15 protein-coding genes and 3 pseudogenes are annotated in these 17,159 nt (G+C 59.2%); 10 read left to right on the forward strand and 8 right to left on the reverse strand.

Translation table 11 applies throughout. The features are described 5' to 3' along the window. Positions 1-179 precede the first annotated feature (179 nt). Positions 180-1,238 (forward strand): IS110 family transposase, encoded by a 1,059-nt coding sequence (locus tag R1T45_RS00520; protein ID WP_317388928.1) that lies wholly within the window; start codon positions 180-182, stop codon positions 1,236-1,238. A 432-nt stretch (positions 1,239-1,670) separates the two neighbouring features. Here R1T45_RS00520 and R1T45_RS00525 read toward each other — a convergent pair whose 3' ends face one another. After that, positions 1,671-2,270, reverse strand: coding sequence for a LysE family translocator (locus tag R1T45_RS00525; RefSeq protein ID WP_317388929.1), 600 nt, complete (start codon positions 2,268-2,270; stop codon positions 1,671-1,673). A 106-nt stretch (positions 2,271-2,376) separates the two neighbouring features. On the opposite strand from R1T45_RS00525, the gene R1T45_RS00530 reads away from it, so the two are divergent. Together R1T45_RS00530 and R1T45_RS00535 are read left to right on the forward strand one after the other, a co-directional pair. Then, a complete protein-coding gene (locus R1T45_RS00530; protein WP_088664981.1) occupies positions 2,377-2,823 on the forward strand; it encodes an Lrp/AsnC family transcriptional regulator in 447 nt (148 codons plus the stop codon). Between the two features lie 858 nt (positions 2,824-3,681). Further along, positions 3,682-4,053 carry a class I SAM-dependent methyltransferase gene (locus R1T45_RS00535; RefSeq protein WP_317388930.1) on the forward strand — a complete coding sequence of 124 codons (372 nt, stop codon included), beginning with the start codon at positions 3,682-3,684 and terminating at the stop codon, positions 4,051-4,053. 11 nt (positions 4,054-4,064) lie between these two features. Here the strand turns inward: R1T45_RS00535 and R1T45_RS00540 are convergent, their stop codons facing one another. After that, the gene (locus R1T45_RS00540; protein WP_082033403.1) at positions 4,065-5,591 is read right to left on the reverse strand and encodes an ISL3 family transposase; all 1,527 of its coding nucleotides are present in this window, start codon (positions 5,589-5,591) and stop codon (positions 4,065-4,067) included. A gap of 176 nt (positions 5,592-5,767) precedes the next feature. Here R1T45_RS00540 and R1T45_RS00545 point away from each other — a divergent pair. Next, positions 5,768-6,655, forward strand: a pseudogene (locus R1T45_RS00545) (hypothetical protein); the annotation flags it as partial. Between the two features lie 219 nt (positions 6,656-6,874). On the opposite strand, the pseudogene R1T45_RS00550 reads toward R1T45_RS00545, so the two are convergent. Next, positions 6,875-7,024: pseudogene (locus R1T45_RS00550) on the reverse strand (FCD domain-containing protein); the annotation flags it as partial. On the opposite strand from R1T45_RS00550, the pseudogene R1T45_RS00555 reads away from it, so the two are divergent. Further along, a pseudogene (locus R1T45_RS00555) lies at positions 7,023-7,436 on the forward strand (IS3 family transposase); the annotation flags it as partial. The pseudogenes R1T45_RS00550 and R1T45_RS00555 overlap by 2 nt on opposite strands. 101 nt (positions 7,437-7,537) lie before the next feature. On the opposite strand, the gene R1T45_RS00560 reads toward R1T45_RS00555, so the two are convergent. The 5 genes from R1T45_RS00560 to R1T45_RS00580 form a co-directional block, all read right to left on the reverse strand. Next, positions 7,538-8,170: a glutathione S-transferase family protein gene (locus R1T45_RS00560; RefSeq protein WP_027238702.1), complete on the reverse strand. Its 633-nt coding sequence runs from the start codon at positions 8,168-8,170 to the stop codon at positions 7,538-7,540. Between the two features lie 20 nt (positions 8,171-8,190). Beyond that, positions 8,191-9,087 carry an SDR family oxidoreductase gene (locus R1T45_RS00565; RefSeq protein WP_269367359.1) on the reverse strand — a complete coding sequence of 299 codons (897 nt, stop codon included), beginning with the start codon at positions 9,085-9,087 and terminating at the stop codon, positions 8,191-8,193. Between the two features lie 28 nt (positions 9,088-9,115). Further along, positions 9,116-9,613, reverse strand: a complete 498-nt coding sequence (locus tag R1T45_RS00570; RefSeq protein WP_037931962.1) for a luciferase family protein — start codon at positions 9,611-9,613, stop codon at positions 9,116-9,118. 8 nt (positions 9,614-9,621) lie between these two features. Continuing rightward, positions 9,622-10,437: a DODA-type extradiol aromatic ring-opening family dioxygenase gene (locus tag R1T45_RS00575; protein ID WP_037931959.1), complete on the reverse strand. Its 816-nt coding sequence runs from the start codon at positions 10,435-10,437 to the stop codon at positions 9,622-9,624. Between the two features lie 63 nt (positions 10,438-10,500). Beyond that, positions 10,501-10,908 carry a DoxX family protein gene (locus R1T45_RS00580; protein ID WP_157802081.1) on the reverse strand — a complete coding sequence of 136 codons (408 nt, stop codon included), beginning with the start codon at positions 10,906-10,908 and terminating at the stop codon, positions 10,501-10,503. A 132-nt stretch (positions 10,909-11,040) separates the two neighbouring features. On the opposite strand from R1T45_RS00580, the gene R1T45_RS00585 reads away from it, so the two are divergent. The 5 genes from R1T45_RS00585 (at position 11,041) to R1T45_RS00605 (ending at position 17,107) form a co-directional block, all read left to right on the forward strand. Beyond that, positions 11,041-11,394: a winged helix-turn-helix transcriptional regulator gene (locus tag R1T45_RS00585; protein WP_224556225.1), complete on the forward strand. Its 354-nt coding sequence runs from the start codon at positions 11,041-11,043 to the stop codon at positions 11,392-11,394. 237 nt (positions 11,395-11,631) lie between these two features. Beyond that, positions 11,632-12,234, forward strand: a complete 603-nt coding sequence (locus R1T45_RS00590; RefSeq protein WP_317388931.1) for a TetR/AcrR family transcriptional regulator — start codon at positions 11,632-11,634, stop codon at positions 12,232-12,234. A 72-nt stretch (positions 12,235-12,306) separates the two neighbouring features. Then, on the forward strand, positions 12,307-12,858 hold the full coding sequence (locus R1T45_RS00595; protein ID WP_224769550.1) for a TetR/AcrR family transcriptional regulator: 552 nt from the start codon (positions 12,307-12,309) through the stop codon (positions 12,856-12,858). Between the two features lie 13 nt (positions 12,859-12,871). Beyond that, complete coding sequence (locus R1T45_RS00600) at positions 12,872-13,993, forward strand: efflux RND transporter periplasmic adaptor subunit (protein WP_317388932.1); 1,122 nt, start codon at positions 12,872-12,874, stop codon at positions 13,991-13,993. Positions 13,994-14,026: 33 nt separating this feature from the next. Beyond that, positions 14,027-17,107: an efflux RND transporter permease subunit gene (locus tag R1T45_RS00605; protein ID WP_317388933.1), complete on the forward strand. Its 3,081-nt coding sequence runs from the start codon at positions 14,027-14,029 to the stop codon at positions 17,105-17,107. Positions 17,108-17,159 lie beyond the last annotated feature (52 nt).

Below are 17,159 nucleotides of genomic sequence, written 5' to 3' on the forward strand. Positions count from 1 at the left end.
ACCGCAGCGTAATCTTGGCGAAAGGTTTTTCTCGCGCGGCATTGTAGAATTAGCGAATGGCCGATTTGGTAAAGCCATGCCGCAGCGCGTGGCGGTCATGAACGGCCGGTAATGGGATGTACCGGCTGCTTCACCCAGCAGGTTAGGCTTTGCCTATTTCTGCACACAGGAGAAGTAGCATGGCGAAGGACTCAATTGATGAGCTGATGTCGATTGGCATCGATATTGGCAAAGACACATTCCACATCGTGGCATTCGACCCCGACGGGCAATTGGTGATGCGCAAGCAGATCAAACGATTGGCGCTTGTTGCGACGTTTGAGAAACTGCCCCGTTGCGTGGTCGGCATGGAGGCGTGCCTCAGCGCTCATTTTGTCAGCCGAACGCTCCGCAAGATGGGCTTCGAACCGCGGATCATTCCCGCGATCTACGTGAAGCCGTTCACCAAAGGACAGAAGAATGACTACAACGACGCGGAGGCGATAGCTGAAGCAGCATTGCGACCCAATCTGCCGGTTGTCCCCGAGAAGAGCCAAGAACAGCTCGACTTGCAGGCGCTACATCGCGTTCGGTCACGGCTCGTGTCGCGACGCACGGCGACGATCAACCAGATCCGCGCATTCCTGATCGAACAGGGCATTACGGTTCGCAAAGGTTTGCGGGCTCTGAAGAACTCATTCGAGACGATCCTGGAAGAGCGAAAGGATGAGATATCGCCGCGCATGCGGACCATCCTGATTGGGCTTTACGGTGATTGGCTCTGGCTTGATGATCGGATCGAAACCGTCTCCAAAGAGATTGAGTTGATCAGTCGAACCGAAGAGAACTGCGTAAATGTCATGACTATTCCCGGCATTGGCCCGATGATTTCGACGGCGATGGTTGCTGCCATTGGCACGGGGGAGGCGTTTGGCCGAGGCCGCGACTTCGCCGCTTGGGTTGGGCTTGCGCCTCGACAGTTCAGCACAGGCGGGCGAACGGTCCTTGGGCGCATCACCAAACGGGGCAGTCGATACTTGCGGATGCTCTTCGTTCAGGCCGCAAAAGTCATTCTGATGCGCACAAATAGATGGCCAGACTTCAGCTTTGGGGATTGGCTCGCCAAAGCGGCGGAACGGATGAATCGCAACAAACTGGCGGTCGCTCTGGCCAACAAGCTGGCGCGCATGGCTTGGAGTATCTTGCGGAATAAGACGGCGTTCGACGCCAACAGAGACGAGATTGCCATCGGCGTCTAATACACCGAGGCAATCCAAAGGAGTTCGCGACTGAAAGAAAGCATGGAACGGAACGATTACGCCCCCAGAGTCTGACGGCCCAAACGGTCATCATGGACCTTGCCGGTAATGAGATCACGGCGCGTGCGTAACCCCAACAAGGCCACGACCCGCGTGTCGATCAGTAGGCCGGATACATATGAGCGACTTCCGAGAACATGCGAGAAATCATTTGCGAACAGCAGCCGGTACATACATATGGGCCGGTCTCTCACGACTGATTTTGCTGCGGCTGCGAGATGGTCGAGCTGCCTGTTCGTCAGAATGGGCTCACTCCGGACGTTTGCGGCCCAACACGCCAAGGTTCGCACTGCGGACAAAGCGGACCTCAACAGCAACTCTACAGCCAATTCAATCGCACCTTGCTGGAACCAAGCCGGACAACGTCCCTGTTTAGGTTCCAAGGCCGAGCACGGGATAGAGCGATGCCACAAGCAAAGCCGCCATTGTGATGTTAAAGACCCTGAGTCGGGTGGTGTTCGACAGCCATTGTCGGACCACAGTCCCAAGCCATGCCCAGACCAAGATCGCCGGAAAGCAGACGAGCGCGAACGCACCGGCCACGATGGCGACCGACAGAAGCGAACGGTCTGGCGCGTAAAGCGTGATGGCGGACAGGCACATGGCCCATGCCTTGGGGTTCACCCACTGGAACGTCGCCGCTTGAAGAAAGGTCATCGGACGGCCGGCCGCGTCGCGCTCCTCCACCGGAGCGGCCGTGGCGATCTTGAATGCAAGCCAGAGCAGGTAGCCGACGGAGACGACCTTCAGCACCAGGTTCAGGGCGGGCACTGCGTCGAACAACGCCATTAGCCCCGCACCTACAAGGAGAGCCATGACCGACACGCCTCCGACGATGCCGAGCATGTGCGGCAGGGTCCGGCGGAAGCCGAAGTTCGCGCCGGATGCCATCAGCATCAGGTTGTTCGGCCCAGGCGTAACGGTCGCGACAAATGCGAAGCCCAGAAGGGCGGTCAGGATAGCGAAACTCATGGGTCGTGCTCTCTATATTGCTTGGGTGCAACAATAGCGGGAAGAGGTCGCAATATGTCATCTGATATCCTACTCTCAGGTCTATATGCACAACGATTGTCGCTCCATGGATGCTATAGACCAGAAAATATTGCGCGAGCTGCGGCGTGACGGAAGGATCAGCAATGTCGCTCTGGCTGAACGGGTCAGCCTTTCTCCCTCGGCGTGCCTGAGACGAGTTCAGGAACTCGAGCGAACCGGAGTGATCCGGGGCTACAGGGTCGTGACCAGCCCCGAGCGGATGGGGCGGGGCTTTGCCGCCTACGTCATGGTCGGCCTCTCCTCCCATACAAAGGCGGCACAGGAAGGTTTCGAGCGCGCCATGTCAGTCGCGCCAGAAGTCGTCGAGTGCCATAATGTAGCTGGGTCTTTCGAGTATCTCCTGCGCGTCGAGAGCGCCGATCTTTTAGAATACAAGCGCTTCCATACGGAGGTCTTGGGCACCCAATCCCATGTCAATGCAATCACGTCCTACATCGTGATGGGATCCCCCAAAGACGAGCGCGCTACTTAAACTGAACAAACGAGGCCGCCTTGGTCGTGAGCCGGAATTCAAGCGCCGTCGAATGTCGTGGAAGGGTTCGTTCCTGCCATTAGCTGCATCGAGCACTGAGGCCGGCTTTGCAGGACGAATCGGGCATGGCAGCATTGCATTCTTGTCGCTTGTATTCGGTTCAGCTCCACATATGTAAAAGACAGCACGGTCCTGCAAACTGGAGTATTCACCAATGAAAAAGATCGATGTAAAAAAAGACTACAACCGGACAAAGTTTCTGATTATTGCCATGGTGGCACAGATTGTCGTGGTGTGGATTGTCATGGCAATCTATCTGGCGTGGTTGAACTGACTACCAAATCGTGAACCGGGCTGTGCAAGTTGGTTTCCTTAGAACCGCGATGGCGGGAAATTGGAAAGGCGTGACACCTCGAATGCACAAACTGATGCCCGCAACCCGTACAACTCCTTGAATTTATCGATTGGCAACAGCTAATATTCATTGCTGAAGCCGTCGCTGGTGAATCGCGCAACATCAGGCGCTTTGGGCTGATTGTGTTGAAAAACCCTCCTGCAGCGCGCTGAAGCCGATTTCGGCAAAACAAAATTCCAAAGTATGGAAATTTCAACGTCACACCGGGTCTCTATTGGCTCATCGGAGAACAGCTCCCCACATTTTAGAAGTTTGCAGTTGCAGCAAATAGTTTTTCAACGGAATGGGCTCGGAGGAGACATTCTCCGCGTCTCAGCACAAAATTGGGGAGCAGATGGCTGCTAAGGCGGACGAAACAGACCTTCATACCCAACTGTCCAAGGTCCGTTTAGAGTTGCCTGCCAACAATAAACTGTGTTGTCTTCTACCAGGTTGGGAGAAGCATGATGGATTTTTCAGCATTTAGAGAAGGCGAACGTAAGGGATGGTCAGCACGGGCACGGCTGTATGGTGACGCCACTGCACGCGTAACACTTCAGACCATTCCGAAGTTGCTGGACCATGCAAGACTTTTTCCTGGCGCAAAGGTGTTGGACGCAGGTTGCGGCCCCGGGTTTGTCGCAGCAAACGCCAAACTTCTTGGCGCTGACGCCGAAGGCATCGATTTTTCGGAAGGAATGGTTGCGCAAGCAAGAGATCAGTTTCCCGACATCAATTTTTCTGTCGCTGACGTTGAAGATTTGCCTGCACCGGACGAAACATTTGATGCTGTCCTGAGCAATATTGTTCTGTTCCATTGTCGCGTTGCCCTTTAATCGGTTCTGCCTCAATCTGTGTGGCGCAGTGGCAGCATTCGGGCTCTGAGGAGTTCTGGTCCGGCGCGACCGTACATGGCGCGCTTGAGGGTCTTCAGGCGATTGACTTGGCCCTCAGCCTGACCGTTGCTCCACGGAAGTTCGATGGCATTGCGCACGGCCTCGATGTCGCGGTGCAGCGTGCGGGCAAAGCGCATGATTGGTGGGATGCCAGTCTCAATGGCCAGGTCGATCCATGCGTCCAGCGGGGCGGACTGGTCGCCGCGCAAAATGCCCTGAAACCGCATGGCAAGGCTCCGCATCGTGGCAAAGCTTGGCGATCCGGCCTTCAATGCATCTACCTTTTGGGCCTGGTCTGCGGTCAATTTGCGTCGCGGCTTGATACAGAGCGCCGCTGCGACAACCGGCGAAATGGCGTGACCGGTTTGCGGGTCCCGCACAGGCGCCAGGGGCAGCGGCGTGTCGGTCGGGCCTGCTAGAACGGTTTGTTCATCCCTTCGCCATCCGGCCAGCAGACGTTGCAAATGAGACAAGCTGCCCTCATAGCCATGGCGTTGAATTTCGACCAATAATTCCTGGCCGGACCGGATACCCTGTTTCCAGAGATCGGCCAGTATGCTCTCAAAATACCACGGCGACGTGGGCTTCAATGCAGCTCGGCGGCGGTCTGGTGGCGAGTCGGAGCTCAACCACTTCGCCACACTACGACGCGGGAAGCCGGTCCGACGTCCAATTTCGCTACAAGACAGCCCTTGATCACGAAGCGCATGGATGTTTCGGAAAATTTCCTCACGTGATTTCCGATGAGCAAGACGCGATCGCAGTAGATGATTGGCCGTGCTGATGTTTTCGGCATCTGACAATAGCGCCCGCCCGGTGGCGCGGCCATGCATATTCATCTGCTCTTCAATGGCCTGGCGCAGGTTCTGGACGAGATGGAAACGGTCTGCGACCTGCAGGGCTTGCGGTGCACCCTGACGTGCGGCCTTCGCATATCCGCCACAACGATCCCGACTGATGACTTCAATCTCAGGGTGCTGCCGCAGCCAGCTCGCACAGCTTTCAACGCTCCGATCCGGAAGAATATCAATTACGGTCTGCCGCTCGAGATCGACGATGATGGTTCCGTAAGTCTGCGACTTGCGCCAGCTCCAATCGTCGATGCCAATGACCGTTGGCGGCGGGGCGACGCTTTCCGCACACTTCTTGAGGTGTCGCAGCACCGTGTCATTGCTGACACCGACGCCTAAACGGCGCAAGAGCCGCTCGGCAGGCCGTCCACCCGTGGCGTGCCCCAGATGAACTACAATCTCATCAGCACGCGAAGTTCGACGTGCAAATGGACGCGCAATTGACGAGGTGTAGTCCGAAAAAGTCCGCCGCGGGCACGTGGAAGCGCGACATCGCCACCTGCAGACCCAGAGTGCGATTGTTACCTTGTCGCCAAGTGCAGGTAAATCCTGTAGCCGCCTTTGCCGCCACCCGTGACGACGCCGAGAATGCAAACCACAATCTGGGCAGATGCCTCTCGGTGCCAAAACACCGGATACAAGCCACCCGCCGGAATCACGTCGCTTAACGCCTTGAACCGAAACGTCGCTCCCGGGCGACCAGTGCTTTTTTGAAATCACGACTATCCCTCCCGAATGTTCCAAGCTCAGGATAGTTGCGCCACACAAATTGAGGCAGAACCGATTTAAGGGCAACGCGACACTGGGCAAGGGCAGAGGGGGTTCACGCTGCGCGACTGGCAAGACTGGCTGGACGCCTTGGAGCTCTGGATGACCGGCTGCTGCGCGGTCCGGAAGGCTGGCGGCATCGGCTCGCTCTTATCGAGGCGGCGGATCTTAGCTGGTTCGCAGGAGATCGTGTGAGCCCCGATCGGCTGGCGCTTTGGTTATCCATGCGTTTGTCTGGAGTGCAGGATGACTCGGAAGCACTGGCCCGTGCCGGATGGGCCGTGCGACGCCTGACAGGTGGTCCGGAGCCAATGGTAGATTTGGCGGCCTTCCTGGATCGGCGTGATCCTGAGAAATTCGAGGACAATGCCGAGCGCTTTGACGAGCGTGTAGGGAGCTGGCTGGACGTGATGACAGCCGCGGTTGACCTCCACCCGATCACGCGCGCTTGCATGGGGTTTCAGCTCTGGAGTCTGGCTGGCCTCGGCCGATATGGAGACCGGATTGAGGCCGCTGTGACTGCTGGCAGGATCGCGGCCAGCGACGGCAATGGAGCCATCTTTGCGCCGCTGGCCATGGGCGGGGCAGGGGGCTTACGTGCGTCCGGCCGTCCAGCTGAAAGATTGGCCCGCTGGCTGGATGAGATGGAAACTGGTTGCCTGACCGCGATGCGACATCTCGACGATCTCGAAGCATGGTCAACGCGGGCGGAAGCTGAGACGGCCGCGCTCTCGGGTAAAACCTCGCCAAACTTGCTTGCGGCCCTGACCGAATGGCCCCTCGTTTCCGCTCCTATGGCCCAAACCTTGACCGGTGCCAGTCGGGCAGCGGTTCAGCGCAACCTCGCATGGATGGAAGCGCGAGGCCTCATCCGGGAAGTGACCGGGCAGGGGCGGTTTCGGATGTGGCAAGCAGCGACCTGAAGGTGATCCAGAACACGCATAAGCACGCATATGTTAAGTTGGCTCTTGGCCAAGAGTGCGCATGACTCGGGCGCACCTGGGACGAATACTTCTCGGGCGAAAGCGGCGCGCCTAAGACCCGCAGCAAGAGTTAAGTCCGCTATCCGCGTCGGACCCGGGGTCATGCCAGCCAAGTTCGCAGAACGTCAGAAGGCCGCAAGCATGTGGACTAGGCCTTTTTCGATGTTCTTCCACGGCTTCTTGCCCACGGTATGTAAGAACCAACATCTGGTACCGCAGATATTTTTCGTAAAGAACTGCATGAAGCGACAACAGATTTTGTGACCCACAGGCCTGGATCAAGGACTTATGGAACTCCCAGTCATATCGGAATCAGGATCGGAGCGACCACGCCCTGCGCCAATGGCTGCGGGAACTGGCGAATAAACGTCGCCGGTTCGGATATCGTAGTTAGGGCATCCTTTTGGCCAGAGAGGGTTTTGAAGTGAACCATTAGAAGCTTTTCCGTCTCTATCGCGAGGAAGGGCTGGCCGTGCGCCGCAGGTGATCACGCAAACGCGCACTGGGTACGCGCAGGCCCATCCTAGTGCCGGATCGCGCCAATCAGCGTTGGTCGTTGGACTTCGTGTCCGATGCCTTTGCTAATGGCCAAAGGTTCCGTGTGTTGTGCATCGTGGATGACTGCACGCGCGAAGCCTTGGCGGCCACTGTGGTGGATCGCTCACTGTCAGGTGAGCGGATGATCCGCGAACTGGATGACCTGATCGGGAGGCTGGGTCAGTTGACTTTCTGACCCACGATCAGATCAAAGCGATGACAACGGCCGACCGTATCGTCAACCTCGGCACTCGTCAGGGGTATGTTACCCCCTGGATCACGACGTCAGCGGAAAAGCGCCCTTAGGGGTGCCACAGCCTCTTGCCAGCTGTCACGCGCTTCTAGCCGGTCGATCCAACTCGCAACTCCTGGGTACTGGTCCAGTAAAATCCCCGCTTGATCGCGATACATGAAGGTGGTCGCAAGATAGAAGTCGGCAAGGCTGAGTGCGCCTGCGATCCAGTCCTTGCCGTCGAGTCCGGTTTCCAGAACGGCAAGGAACTGATCTGTGGCTTTTCGTTCCGCTTCGACCACAGTCGGATCGGGATCGCCCATGCCGAATTTCTCTTTGAGAAACAGCTCAAAGGACAATTTCTGCATCGCCGGGCCAAGGTGGATCGCTTGCCACCAGGTCCATTGATCGACGAGGGACCGCGCCTTGCGGCCCTCAGGATAGAGGCCCGCCTCGGGCCGAAGCCCCGCCAGATAGGCACAAATTGCCCGGGATTCCCAAAGCACGAAATTCCCGTCCTCCAAAACGGGCACCTTTGCATTGGGATTGCGAGCGAGAAATTCCGCCGCGCGGTTGTCCCCGGCCCGGATGTCGACCTGGACGATTTCGAGGTCCACGCCCAGTTCGTGTGCCACCGCCCGCACACGCAGCGCATTGGGCGAGAAATTCGCGTTGTAGAGTTTCATGATTTTGTCCGCCTCTATAGTTACTGCGGCGCCCGAAGAAGCACCGCCCGGTTTTCGGTCAGGAAATCGGTAACCGACTGTCCGGACTTGCCGGTGAGCGTCTTGAGATCGTCGCTGGCCACATCAAGGTAGCCTTCGGCGATTGCCTGGTCGAAAGAGACGAAAACACGCGCCATGAACTCGGGCAGGCCATTTGCGATCATCGCCTGCACCATGTCTTCGGCCGGCATCGGAACGTAGGGGATGTCCTTGCCGGCGATGTCCGACAAAAGCGCCGCGATATCGGCCTGGCCGGTGGATTCGGGCCCGGTGATGTCCAGGACCTCGCGGTCGGTCGCATTCATCAGCGCGGCAGCGGCGGCGCGGGCGCAGTCGGCGCGCGTGACGTAACTCGCCCGTCCGTCCCCTGCCGCGGCAAAGAGCTGCCCCATGTCGATCGCCTGCGGTCCGCTCACAAGCAACAAATCCGTGTAAAGGTTGTTGCGAAGGATCGTGTAGCTGGCGCCGCTTTGCTCGATCAGCTTCTCGGTGTTCTGATGATCCTTGCTGAAAGTGATGGGGCTTTCGGGTACCGGGCTGGCAAGCGAGGTATAGACGATGTGGTCGATACCCGCCTCGCGTGCGGCGGTGATCGCATTGGAATGAGCCGCGAGCCGTTTGCCCGGCTCCAGATCGTCGGTGGAGATGATCAGGATCCGCTTGCCGCCCGCGATGGCCGGACCCAGTGTTTCGGGCGCGTTGAAATCGCCTTGGCGAACATCCACCCCCTTGTCCCTGAACTCGGCGAGTTTGTCGGCGTTGCGCGTGACCGCGATGATCGGACCGGCGCCCGCCTCGATCAGTTGATCGATTACCTGGCGTCCAAGCTGGCCGGAGGCGCCTGTGACGATAAATGGTCCGTTCTGAAAGCTTGCCATGGGCGTATTCCTGTTCTTTGAGAGAGAGTCAGCCGTGGATGTGAACCTGCGCGGGGTTGGCCAGCTTGCCGCGGGCGAAGTCCCAGCTCGTTGTCAGGATTTTGATCATGACGTCGACCTCTGACCCATCGCGCGGCGCAAAGGCCATGACGGCATTTGCCGGGATGTGTCCGGCCGACGCCATCGGGTGCGGTTCGCCCCATCCCTTGGCGATGAGTTCATCGACCGCCGCCAGCGGCAGCATCATGTGCGACGAACCGTCATAGGAGGGATGCACATGGGCAAATTCGCGTCCGATCATGAAGGCTTCACGCGGGCCGCAGGCATGCGCCACCGGCAAGACCAGTGCTTCGGCGCCGGGCACCGAGATGCCCGACCGGCAGCGCTCGACGAAGGGCAGGGCGAAGGCCTTCTCCTTGAAAAATGCGTGGATCTCTGCCGAGGAGTTCTGCGACACCTGCTCATGCGGGGCGCAATCGGTGGTGTCGGGGCGCGGGCCCTGCCGCGGGGGAAGTTCGAAGCTCATGGTTGGTCCTATCCAAATCTGAACGCGCTTTCGACCGCGCCCAACACGTGATCCTCGAGGGTCTTCTCCCCCCGATCCGCAAGCGCAGCCCCGGCCACGACGTGCAACGGGATCAGATGTTCCTCGCGCGGATTGGCATCGCGTGCGCCGGGCGCCTGATCCCACTCGGCCAGCATGGCATGGCGCACTGCGGGGTCTTCATGGGTCACCGCACTCGTGAGCCATCGGTCAAAGTCTCCGCCGTTCACCGGGCCGTCCGGTCCGCCCCTCATCGCCCGCATCATCTTGCCCATGTTATGATAGGTATTGCCGGATCCGATGATCAGCACCCCTTCGTCGCGCAAGGGCGCCAACGCGCGACCGACGGCAAGATGCGCCTCGGGGTCGAGATCGTCGCGCAGGCTCAATTGGACGGTGGGGATGTCGGCCTCAGGAAAAGCCACCTTTAGTGGAACGAATACCCCGTGATCGAAGCCACGCGCAGCATCGGCCCCGGTTTGGAATCCCGCGTCTTCTAAAAGTGCGCGTACGCGGGTCGCCAGCGCGGGCTCGCCCGGCGCGGGCCAGGTTAGCTGATAGGTATGCTGCGGAAATCCCTGATAGTCGAACAGCAGAGGCGGGGCGGGGTTGGTCTGCAAGGTAAAGACCCGCTCTTCCCAATGGCCCGAGATCACGAGGAGCGCCTTGGGCCTTGCCGGCAGGCTCGCAGGCAAGTCCTCAAGGAATTTGCGGTGCCGATCCCAGGCGTCAGGCGGGTTCCAGTCCATGAAGAAACAGGGGCCACCCCCATGGGGAACAAACAATGTCGGCTGCTTTTCAGTCATGTTGTCGTCCTTTTAAACCCAAGTCCGAGGCTATGGGCACCCCCGTGGCAACTCCGCAGCAGATCAGATTGGCGCTGCCGGAACTGCCGGTGCATAGGCCGACTTGACCGCACGCACGCGATTGGCGGTCAGCCACGAGACGATCAGGAGTACCCAGGTCGCCAGAGCCGGCGACCAACCCGGATCGCCTGCGCCCACATGGGCCCCGAAGGCGAGCACCAGATGCCAGAACATTGCCGCATAGGCCCAATCTGCCAGCACCGCCGAAGGGCGCCAGAGGATCACAACGGCACCGACGATCTTCAAAATTGCGAGTGGCCAGATGATGTATGTGGGATAGCCCAACACCTCGCGATACATGCCCGCGACCATGTCGTGGGATGAGATGTAGAAGGCCGCCGCACCCAGATAGACCAATGCCACAAGGCCGGTCGCGATCCAGTAGACATATTTTGCCACGTTGTCACTCACTGCCGCTCTCCCGGTTTTCGGCGGGTTGTTAGGCTGCCGTTTTCCATATAGTATCATTAGGTGCCTTGCTTCATCAGTTAAAGTAGGCACTTAAAAGTAACTTACTTTCGTGGGCTGCGAGGGCTATCCACAATGAAAAGCGTCCAACCAGCTTCCTGCCCGATGGAGGCGCTGCTGCGTGTCATCACGGGACCTTGGACGATTTATATCCTTTGGGTTCTGTCCGAACAGGGTCCACAGCGTTTCGGCGCGACCAAACGGCTGGTGCCTGGAATTTCCACCCGGGTCCTGACTGAGAGGCTGAGAATGCTGGAACATGCCGGCGTGGTCTGGCGCGAGCAGGCCATGACCATCCCGCCCGCTGTCACATACGGGCTGACTGAACGCGGCGCGGAGCTGCGCGGTGTGCTGGACACCCTTGGATCCATTGCACGCCGCTGGGAGGCGGAGGGTGCTTTCGACGGGACGGCACGCTCGGCGGAATGATGACGTCCGTCCTGTTCGCGGAATAATCCCGCGCCAGAAAGCACCGCGAACGGAGCACGGCCCGAAGCTCATGACGAATTGAAAGCCGCGTTGGGTATGCCTGACAGGCGGCACTCACTCCGAACGATCCGCCCAGGTTTGCGGCTTGCCGCCACATAAAAATCAATTTACTGTACCGACTAGACGGTACAGTCAAGTTTGAAATCCCGCAATGCTGCACAGGACAGGAAGAGCGAGATGCGCGAGAGAAAAATGGCCGAGGTTTTGTTCGGCGCGCGGGAGGTCTTCTTCCGGTGCGGTTATGAAGGCGCCACCGTCGATGCCATTGCCGCCGAAGGGAAAGTGTCGAAGGCAACAATGTATTCGTATTTCCCGACCAAGGAGCAGCTGTTTCTGAGCGTCGTGGAATCCGAATGCGGTCGGCTTGCGGAAGAGATCCTCCGACCCTTGTCCGCAGGTCCCGAGCCGCGCGCCCAGTTGGAAAAACTTGCCCTGCGCATGATCGATCTCGTTCTGGACGAAACCTACATCCGCCTTCTGCGGACGTGTATCGGTGCCACCGAGATGCTTCCCGAGGTCGGGGAGGTGTATTTTCGTGCCGGACCGAAACGGGCACGCGAACTCATCAGTAAAGTTCTGGAACGCCTTTCCCGGGAAGGCGCGCTTGAGATCGACAACCCCCCGCGTGTTGCGGATCACTTCATACATCTTTGCGTTTCTGGACTGTTGATGCCACGCCTGCTGGCCGTGCAAAGAACAGTCGAGCGGGACAAGCATGCGGCCGATGCAGTCACTGCATTCCTGCAACTCTACGGGAGCGGACATAGAGTAGAGCTCTGAACTGACCTTGCTTTCCGACAACGGGGCAGTGCTCCAAATCTCTCAATAAAATTGCCGAATGGACAGTGAATAATGACCATACAATCCAAAATGCAGGCAAAGAATGCGTCACCAAGGATCCTCGGCGCTGCGCGGGCAATTGCGCACAGAGAGGGCGCGGGAAAGATTACGATCGACGCCGTCGCGCGTGAGGCCGATCTCAGTAAAGGCGGGGTCTTATACAATTTTCCGACCAAGAGAGCGCTTCTTGCCGGGCTGCTTGATGAGATGCTCGCAGAACATCACGAACGCCTGGCATCAGTCCCGGAAGATCGCAGATCCCGCACCCTGCGTGGGCACCTGGAAGCAATCGTGCAAGCCAGAGCCGTCGATGACGACCTCTCGATGGCGATTCTCGCGGCTGCCGCGTCAGATCCGCGGCTGCTCGATCCGCTACGGGCTGAACTGACCGGCGACCTTGAGCGTATCCTGTCCGACACACAAGACACTCCGGGTGCTATGGTTGTCGTCCTAGCGATCCAGGGACTTCGGTTCCAGAAACTTCTGGGCCTTCCCGACGGTGGCGCGGATCTCAGGGGACGCGTCATCGAGCAATTGAGGGCCATGATTAATGAACTCGAATAGAGAGACACGAAGTTTGAAGCGGATCGTTTTTGTTATTGCGGTAGCGGCCGTGTCGGCCGTTGCCGTCCCGTTTGTTTCGCCGTTCCTGACCGATGTGCTGGCCCAGACCGCGACGGACACCCTGGAGGCAGAAGTCGATACAAGGCCTGCAGCGAACGTGGAGCGACCAGTCACGGTCGAAGTGACCCGTGCGCTCAATCGCGTCGTAAGTCAGTCTCGCAGCGTTGCAGGCCGCGTCGAACCTGCTCGAACGGTGGACCTTGCGTTTCAGATACCCGGGCAGATCATTCGCCTTGAGGTTGAGCCCGGCGACACGATTCGCGAGGGCGAGGTGATCGCGGAGCTCGACCAAATCGATTTCGAACTCGCCGTCGACCGGGCTCAGGCGTCCTACGACCTGGCGAATTCCGAACTCGCGCGCGCCTCGGACCTCGCCGATCGTGGCGTGGCGTCCGACGCGCGCCTCGACACGGCCCGCGCGCAGTTCGTCCAGGCAGAAGTCGCGCTCCGCGAGGCAGAGCGGCGCCTGTCCCAAACGAAAATCGTCGCGCCATTCGACGCGATTGTGGCGCGCACCTTCGTTGAAGAATATGTCAACGTCACGTCGGCCGCGCCTGTCGCGCGTCTACAGGATGTCAGCGAGATGCGGCTCGTGATCTCCCTGCCAGAGGAACTTGCGGCCATTGCGCGGTCGGCACCCGATGCCTTCGAGATCGTTGCAACTTTTCCGGCTGTTCCGGGTTACACCGCGCCTCTGGTGCTTCGCTCGTTTGCGACCGATGCCGACCGGACGGCGCAGACCTACGACGTGGAATTTGCGATCACGGGTGATATCGACCCGCGTCTTCTGCCCGGGATGACTGCGGATGTGCGCATCTCCATTGCCGCAGAAGCAGATCGCCCGCAATCCGTGATCGTTCCGGTTTCGGCGGTGGATACGACGAGCCGAACCGAACCGTCCATCTGGATCTACGAAGAAACGTCCGGCCAGGTCGCGCGCAGGGCGGTCCGTTTGGGTCTTCCGATCAGCAATGAGATTGTCGTTCTGGATGGCCTGAAGGGCAACGAATTGGTTGTTTCCGGCGGCTGGTGGCGGCTCAGGGACAATCAGACCGTGACAGTTTCGGGGCTCTGATCCCGTTCTTTTTGACAGGACAAGAATAGAACCATGGCACTCAGCATCTCACGAGCGAGCATCGAGCGTCCTGTGGCGGTCTGGCTCACCATCATCTTTTGTCTCCTCGGCGGCTATTGGGGGCTGAACACGGTCGGTCGACTTGAAGACCCGAGCTTCACGCTCAAAACGGCGCTCATCTTCGTGCCGTATCCCGGCGCCACGGCTCTGGAGGTTGAAGAGGAGGTCGCCGACGTCGTCGAAAATGCGCTGCAGCAAATGAAGCAGCTCGACCGGGTGGAATCGAAGTCGATGCCGGGCATGGCGCAGATCACCGTCGAGATCGAGATGACCTATGGCCCGGACGAGATCCCGCAGGTTTGGGACGAAATGCGCCGCCGCATCAGCGACGTGGAGGGGGACCTTCCCGCAGGAGCGCGACCGCCCATCATCAATGACGATTTCGGCGACGTCTATGGCATGTTCTATGCGGTAACGACCGAAGGTCTGAGCCCATCGGAGCAGAGGGATTTGGCCACGACGCTCCGGCTCGGACTGGTCACTGTCGATGGCGTCGCCAAGGTCGAGGTTCAGGGCCTCTCCGAAGAGGTAATCACCATCTCGATCCCGTCTGCACGCCTCGAGATGCTGGGCCTTCCGCCGACCCAGATCCTGGGCATTCTCGCAGACGAAAACCAGGTGTTCACCAACGGCGAGATCACCGAGGGCCCTGCCCGGATCGGCCTATCGGTTCCGCCGGGCTATATTAGCCCCGAAGGGATAGAGGAGCTGCGGCTGGGCACGGCCGGAAATGTCGGCCAGATCGCTGTCAGCGACATCGCCAGCGTGACCCGCGAGGCGGCCGAACAGCCTAGCCAGATCATCCGGCAGAACGGCACGGCGGCATTTACCTTTGGCGTTTCCGCGTTGACGGACCAAAACGTGGTCGAAGTCGGTCAGGCGGTTTCAGCACGGCTTCAACGGCTCAAGTTGGGGCTTTCTGAAGGTGTCGAGATCATACCGATCTACGAGCAGCATGTCGTGGTGGACGAATCCGTTTCAAGCTTTCTCGTCAGCCTCGGACAGTCGGTCGCGATCGTGGTCGGTGCGCTGATGCTGACCATGGGTTGGCGCGCAGGCCTCGTGGTGGGCTCGACCCTCGGGCTCACCGTTTTCTCCACACTGTTCTTCATGTCAGTGTTCGGGATACAGATGGAGCGGATCAGCCTGGGCGCCCTGATCATCGCGATGGGGATGCTGGTCGACAACGCCATCGTCATCACAGAAGGGATGGTGATCGGCATGGCGCGAGGAAAAAGCGCGGAAGACGCTGCTGCCGAGACCGAAAGCGCCACGTCAATCCCCTTGCTGGGGGCGACCGTTATCGGGATCATGGCGTTTTCCGGTATCGGGCTGTCGCCTGACGCCACGGGCGAGTTTCTGTTTTCGCTTTTCGCGGTGATCGCCATCTCGCTGCTAACAAGCTGGGTCCTGGCAGTCACGGTGACGCCGTATCTCGGCAAGCTGCTGCTCAAGGCCCCCAAAAACATTTCGGATAATCCCTACAAGGGCGTGTTCTACGCGACATATCGCGGGATTTTGTGGATGGCGCTGCGCGTCCGCATTCCGGTTGTTCTGACGATCATTGGCATCACCGTTTGGTCCGTTATGGCTTTCGGACAGGTCAAGCAGGCCTTCTTCCCCGCCTCGAACACGCCGATTTTCTACGTTGAGTTCCAGATGCCGCAGGGAACCGATATCAACACGACCGACGAAGAGATGCAGCGGCTCGAGCGGATTCTCATGGATGAGGATGCCGTAACCGGGGTAACGGCCCTCGTCGGGCGCGGGGCAAGCCAATTCATGCTGACATACAACCCCGAGCAGGCGGATGCCAGCTATGGCCAACTCATCGTCCGGGTTGCGGACGCCGCAACGATCGCGACGATCGCGAGCAGACTTAACCAGGACTTGCCCGCCGAATTCCCCCACGCTCTGATCCGTGTCGAAGATATCGTGTTCGGACCGCCCTCCGGTGCCGATGTTGCAGTTCGTTTTTCGGGACCCGATCCGGTCATCCTGCGCCAGCTCGCGGATGATGCGATGAGGATTTACGAGGAGGCAGGAACCATCACCAATCCGCGCACCAATTGGCGGCAGCGTGAGATCCTCGTCGAACCCATCGTCGATGAGGCACGAATGCGGCTGGCTGGCGCAACGCGCGGAGCGATCGCGGATACCATCCGCTATGGAACGTCCGGACTGCGCGTTGGCGACCTACGCGAGGACGACGTGTTGATTCCGATCCATCTCCGGCTTCCCGAGAGCGAACGCGACGGAGTTGACCGCCTTCGTGACCTATCGGTGTGGTCCGATGGGGCAGGGTCCTATGTACCCATGGCCAACCTTGTCGAAAGGTTCGATCCCCGTCTTGTCGAGGCACTCATTCACAGGCGCGACCGAGAGCGGACAATCGCCGCCCTCGGCGGTGCCCGCAGCGATCTCACCGCGGATGAGGCATTCCGAAGCGTCCGCACCGAGATCGAATCCATCCCGCTTCCCGACGGTTATGCAATGGAATGGGGCGGCGAATTCGAAAGTGCGCAGATGGCTCAGGAGTCGCTTGGCAAGCAGCTTCCCCTGGGCTTCCTGGTCATGTTGACGATTTCGATTTTGATGTTCAACAAAGTCCGCCAACCGCTGATCCTGTGGCTCGTGGTGCCAATGTCCGTGACGGGCATGGTCCTGGGGTTGCTGTTCACCGGTCTGCCCTTCACATTTACGGCCCTGCTCGGCTTCCTGTCGCTTTCGGGAATGTTGATGAAGAACGCAATCGTTCTCATCGAAGAGATCGACTTTCTACGTGCACAGGGTGTGCCCGATTACAAGGCGGTGATCGACGGCTCAGTCAGCCGTCTTCGCCCTGTGGTGCTCGCCGCCGGCACGACGATCTTTGGCATGATTCCGCTTCTGCCCGATGCGTTTTTTGCCTCGATGGCGGTGACGATCATGGGCGGCCTCGCCTTTGCTTCGGTCCTGACGCTCGTCGCGGTTCCGGTGCTCTATGCGCTTCTGTTCCGGATACGGCCACCGAAACGGGACGCACAGTCGGACGGCCTAGCGGCGACCGCCTGACACAACGATCCTCCCTAAAATAGGATTTCGAGCCAATTTGAGGATAGCGGAA

It is taken from the genome of Sulfitobacter sp. LC.270.F.C4 (genome assembly GCF_032922545.1).
Taxonomy (GTDB): Bacteria; Pseudomonadota; Alphaproteobacteria; order Rhodobacterales; family Rhodobacteraceae; genus Sulfitobacter; species Sulfitobacter profundi.